At 55.7% G+C, this 5,415-nt stretch carries 1 protein-coding gene and 2 pseudogenes; 1 reads left to right on the top strand and 2 read right to left on the bottom strand.

Annotation, left to right across the window (positions count from 1 at the left end):
* Positions 1 to 552: 552 nt before the first annotated feature.
* Positions 553 to 1,032: pseudogene (locus tag AFK24_RS07045) on the top strand (tyrosine-type recombinase/integrase); the annotation flags it as partial.
* On the opposite strand, the pseudogene AFK24_RS31510 reads toward AFK24_RS07045, so the two are convergent.
* Both AFK24_RS31510 and AFK24_RS07040 read right to left on the bottom strand, forming a co-directional pair.
* A pseudogene (locus tag AFK24_RS31510) lies at positions 1,029 to 1,220 on the bottom strand (GNAT family N-acetyltransferase); the annotation flags it as partial. The pseudogenes AFK24_RS07045 and AFK24_RS31510 sit on opposite strands and share 4 nt — an antisense overlap.
* Before the next feature lie 85 nt (positions 1,221 to 1,305).
* Positions 1,306 to 4,506 (bottom strand): glycogen debranching N-terminal domain-containing protein, encoded by a 3,201-nt coding sequence (locus AFK24_RS07040; RefSeq protein WP_080482067.1) that lies wholly within the window; start codon positions 4,504 to 4,506, stop codon positions 1,306 to 1,308.
* Positions 4,507 to 5,415 lie beyond the last annotated feature (909 nt).

The following is a 5,415-nucleotide window of genomic DNA, read 5'->3' as shown; positions in this document are numbered from 1 at the left end:
CCTGCTACCTCGTGGAAGTTTGGTTTCATGAAAGTAGATGATCAACTAGTGGATTGGGGGTTCACTGTCCGCTTTTGGCCGTCTGCTGCCTGTCGCCACGGCAGCTTTTGGCGGATTCCTACCTATTCTCGACGGAGGGGATGATCAACAACGTTCGAATTCGGGAGGTTTACCATTCCGTATGCGGCTCTGAATTACTTGCAGACCGACAACGTGCTGACATCTAAAAAATCCCGAGTTCGATTCCACCGAACGCCATAACTAGCTGATTTGTTTATAGTTACTAGTTGGGGTACGCCGAATTTTCCAGCGAACTCCAGATGCCCGAAAAACCTACTCTCGCCGAAACATACCGTTCGTCTGGTGCCGCACCACATTAGGCTCCATTGCATTCCACCGAATGCTCTGGAAGCCCCGAAACCCCGCCCTTTGGCGGGTTTTTTCGTTCCAGGACCCTCTGTCGGGATCCAACAAAATCCCCCTTCCCCGAGGGCATGTTAGGGGTACTGCGATTTCCCGGTCAGGAGCGCGTACCCCTAGCCACGTCTAGCGATCCCCCTCAGCGACCTGCAATGCCGCACGGCCAAACCCCGCGAACGCGCCTACAAGCTTTTCGACGGCGGCGGCATGTACCTCTTCGTGAAACCCAACGGCGTCAAGACCTGGCGCTTGCGATACTTCAAGCCCTGCGGCAAGAAAGGCACGCTGATCATCGGCAACTACCCTATCGTCCCGCTGGCCGTCGCCCGACGTAAACGCGACGAAGCCAAAGCGCTGCTGCTCGATAACCTCGACCCCATGGAAGAGAAGAAGAAGGCCAAAGTCGCCGCCCAACGAGCGGCACTGCTTTTTGAAACCGTGGCGTTAGAGTGGCATGGGGAAATGTCGCGCCGCTGGACCGAGGGCCACGCCAAAACAGTGATGAGCCGACTGCGCACCCACGTCTTCCCGTTGATTGGTCAAAGGCCCATCGCTGAACTGGATACCCATGACCTCCTGGAGATCACCCAACGGATCAAGGAACGGGGCACGAATACAACCTGACCCGGTTTCTCGAAAAAACTCATCCAGTGAGAAAGGTCACGGGAAAAATCTTGGGTGGCAGCCGCGTAAATATCTGGACGGGCAGCGTGGTGCACCGCGTTAAGCACTTGGCCCAACTCACAAATGGTCAGTGCATCTTCTACGGTTGCCGTTCGGTACGTAATGGCTTCATCCATGATGCGCAATTCTCCTTGAATGTGTTGGTGCACCGCCGGTCTTTGTCTCATGGCAGGGAGGCAATGCGCTCATCGCATCGGCGCTCTAACTGGTACTCATGATCCGAACAGGGCCATGGCGGTTAAGGACTTCGATCATAACGTTCTTTCCCGAACGCCTCAGCATCACATCAGCCGATTCCGCCCCCACTGCCAGTCGCTGAAGGGCTATGGTGTCCAGAAATGCCGGAAGTATCGGCTCGTCAAACATGATGTTGAGTTTCGTAGGACTGAAGCTAAGTCCCAGGCACGACTGAATCATCGAAAGCGGCGCCGCAGCGGCCCACGCCTGCGGCATGCAGGCGACTGGATAAAACGTCGGCCCCTGGGTGCGCTGCCGGGGAAAGCCGCAAAACAGTTCCGGAAGTCGTCGAAGATCAATGTACGTGGACGCGGCAAAAATACCTTCGAAAATCCGCGCTGCTTCCCGACGAAAGCCGTAACGGGCAAACCCAGCCGCGATCAAGGCATTGTCGTGGGGCCAGACGGATCCATTGTGATAACTCATCGGGTTATAGCGTGGCTGCGAGGACGCGACGGTGCGCACGCCCCAGCCTGAAAAAGAGGAACGGTCCATCAACGCCTCCACGACCGATGGCGCACGTTTGCGGTACGCGATGCCGGCGAACAGCGCATGGCCCGCATTGGAGGTACGCACTCGACAGGGCATTTTGTTGCCGTCCAGCGCCAGGACATACGTGCCCAGTTCCTCGTCGAAAAAGTGAGCATCGAACTGCTGGCGCAAGTGTCGGGCCTTTTCTTTCAACCGTAGAGCCTGGACTGGCTCGCCAAGCCGCCGTGCAATTTGCGCGGCACCACTCAAGGCGCCATAGACGTAAGCCTGCACTTCAACGATCGCAATCGGGCCGACGGCCAATCGGCCGTCCGCATGAAACACCGAGTCATGGCTGTCCTTCCATCCCTGATTGATCAGACCCTCGGCGGACTGCCGACCATATTCGACAAAACCGTCACCGTCGCGGTCGCCGTACTCCTCAATCCAGGTCAGCGCTGCCTCGATGTTTGGCCAGAGTTGGCGGAGTGTATCCAGGTCATTGGTTCTTTCCAGGTAAGCCGCGGCCAGCATTACAAACAACGGCGTGGAGTCGATGCTGCCGTAGTAACGCCGGAATGGCACCTCCCCCAACTCAGCCATTTCCCCGAGCCTGACTTCATGGAGGATTTTCCCGGGTTCGGCATCGGCGCCAGGGTCGACGGTCATCGCTTGATTGGCCGCCAGATGCCCTAGCACGCCCCGGGCTATACCGGGGTCGAGCCAGAGCATCTGCCACGCGGTGATCAAAGCATCACGTCCAAAGACTGTGCTGAACCAAGGGATACCTGCGTACGGATACAGGCCCTGAGGGGTTTTGGTCATGAGCATGTACAGGTCGGAAACGCTCCGACTCACCGCTTCGTTGAACACGTCATGGGATGTCACGACCGAGGCCGCGCGCGAAGAGTACGTGCGTGACTGGCGCCGGGCATCGCGCAGTGAAACGAAAAACCCGTGACGCACTGAATAGGGTGGGTTTTGAACGCCGCAATTGATATCCATGAATAATGATTGGATTTGACCGGGCGCCAATTCGATGTCGAACAGAGCCTGGTCGCAGGAAAGACTGGCTGGCATCGGGTCAAAACGTAATCGGGTGGTGCGCCGTTTGTGGTCCAGCCCAGTGTAGGAGAGAACGACTTGCTCACCCGCAATGTCCGCCCGATGCGCTTCTCCGCGTTGCGGACGCCGAGCACCGCGAACCTCGAACAGGTCCTTGAAGTCGGCCACGAATTGGATTCTAAGTTGCAGGCGATGTGGGTATTCGTCGAAATTGCGCAAGGTGAGCCGTTCGTAACATGATCCTTCCCATAAAAAACGTGAGCGGCGCAGATGGATCAAATCATGATGCAGGACTTTTTGGCCCAGGGCGTTGAACAGATCGGCGTTGGTAAGATCGCAGGTGAGCATCGCGTTATCGTCGCGCAGCGTGGAGCTGAGCAAAAGTGGTCGCGTCCCGTTAAGCGTCAGATAGAACCCCGACAGATGCCGGGTATCGGTATGGAAAAGCCCCTGTGGGCTTTCTTCTGTGACCAGTACATCCCCATTAGGGTCGAATATCGCAAAAGTATCGTTATGTTTAAGGGTGCGTAAGCGCAACTCTTGCAACGACGCGGAGGCGGGAACATCGAAAGGCGTGTTGGGTTGACCCGTCGTGTGGCCCGTCGTCAGATGACGATACAGCTCCAGATAATGGTTGGTCATGCACTCGACCGTAAACCGTTCCTCGAACGCGACCCGAACCCTGCGACGATCAAGCGCTTCCAGCCGCTGGACAGCCGCTACCGCGCCCTCGATGTCGTCGACAATGTAACCGGACACTCCGTCATCAATCACTTCCGGCACCGCGCCATGACGAAAGGCAATGACAGGTGTCCCACACGCCATGGCTTCGATCATGGCCAGGCCGAAAGGCTCAGGCCAATCGATGGGGAAAATTAGCGCGCGGGCGTTGCCAAGAAAATTGGCTTTTTGGTGATCATCGATCTCACCGATAAATTCGACGTTCGGATGCGTCGCGATCAACGGGGCAATGACGTCGTCCCAGTAAACCTGATCCGCCTTGTCCACCTTGGCCGCGATCTTCAACGGCAGACCCGCCCTGGTGGCAATTTCGATGGCGCGGTCCGGGCGTTTTTCGGGGGAAATACGGCCCAGGAAAGCCAGATAGTCGCCTTTGGGCTCAGGGGTGAACGCTAAAAGATCGGCTGGAATCCCGTGATAAACATTGCCCATCCAATTGACGTTGCCGATCAACGGCGTGCGTTGGGCTTTTGAAATCGAGACCAGCGGTACTTCGGGGAAATGGCTGTAAAACGATTGGTAGTCTGCAATATCCAGACGTCCGTGAAGGGTGGTTACACTGCGGCCGGCCAAGCGCCGAATTAACGGAAAATGGTAGATGTCGACATGAAAATGCATCACGTCGAATTGATCCGCCTGTCTGATTACTTGGTCCAGCATCAGGATGTGATGAGGAATCGCATCCTTGACGCCCGGGTCCAGTCGCAAGGCTCGGCGCGACCCCGGTTCAAGGTGTGCCGAAGTTTGTGAATCCCCGCTGGCAAAGAGCGTTACATCGTGCCCTTGCCGAACCAGTTCTTCAGTCAGGTAAGAAACAATCCGCTCAATGCCGCCGTATAGGCGGGGCGGACAGCATTCGGTAAGCGGCGCAATCTGAGCGATCCTCATGGAAATGATCTCCGTTAATGAGTCGAATGAAAAAGCCTCCTGTGCCTTAGCTTCTTACGATTCCCTTTGCTCGCTTTATCCACGATTGATGGTACGCCCACCGCGACAGTTCAATTCGATATGACGCCTTCAGCGTTCACCGGTCGCAAATCAGCTTTCATGGCGGTAACTGATGGCTGACGCGCGGCGCGAGCGACAGGCAGAAAAACGCCCCCAGGCTGTGAAAAAAACGCGGGCACAGTCTTGAAGACTGCGTTGCTACGTAAATCTGTCGGCGCTTGGTTGATCAGCAGACCAAAAATTTGTGTAGAAACGCGATTTTCGTCCCGATCTTGACAGTCAAACCTGCTCTTAGGCCCCATTATGTGTCCGGGGCCGAGCGGCCAATCGCGAGCGGGGCGTCAAGATGGCCAAGGCAACCGCCACGATGAAGAGCGCCGGCAGTAAACCAAGCATAGCTACTCATTAGCTATCGCTCCGTCCACCGGCTGCTTCTGGCCGATTCTGTTGAAAAAATCGACCTCGGTTTCTACGGAAGAGAAGTAAGCGTCGTAGATTGAAATCCTTAATATTTGCGGAGGTTTTCAGGCCGAGATTTCACGTAGAAGCGTGCTAAAAGGCGGTTTCGCCGGCCAATCTTTCGGCAGTTCTAAAAAACCGATTTTTTCAACAGAATCGGCCGTCTGCTGCCTGTCGCCACGGCAGCTTTGGGCGGATTACTGCCTATTCTCTACGAAAAGAGATGATCGACAACGTTCAAATTCAGGAGGTTTACCATTCGTATGCGGCTCTGAATTACTTGCAGACCGACAACGCGCTGACATCTAAAAAATCCCGAGTTCGATTCCACCGAACGCCATAACTAGCTGATTTGTTTATAGTTACTAGTTGGGGTACGCCGAATTTTCC

Origin of the sequence: Pseudomonas syringae, assembly GCF_001698815.1 — a bacterium.
Lineage (GTDB): Bacteria > Pseudomonadota > Gammaproteobacteria > Pseudomonadales > Pseudomonadaceae > Aquipseudomonas > Aquipseudomonas syringae_A.
The sequence above is the reverse complement of the archived record's forward strand: the minus strand, read 5'-3'. Positions and strand labels throughout refer to the sequence as shown.

Coding starts and splice junctions, on each gene's coding strand:
- AFK24_RS07040 (WP_080482067.1), bottom strand. CDS start 4,506: ATGAGGATCGCTCAGATTGCGCCGCTTACCGAATGCTGTCCGCCCCGC.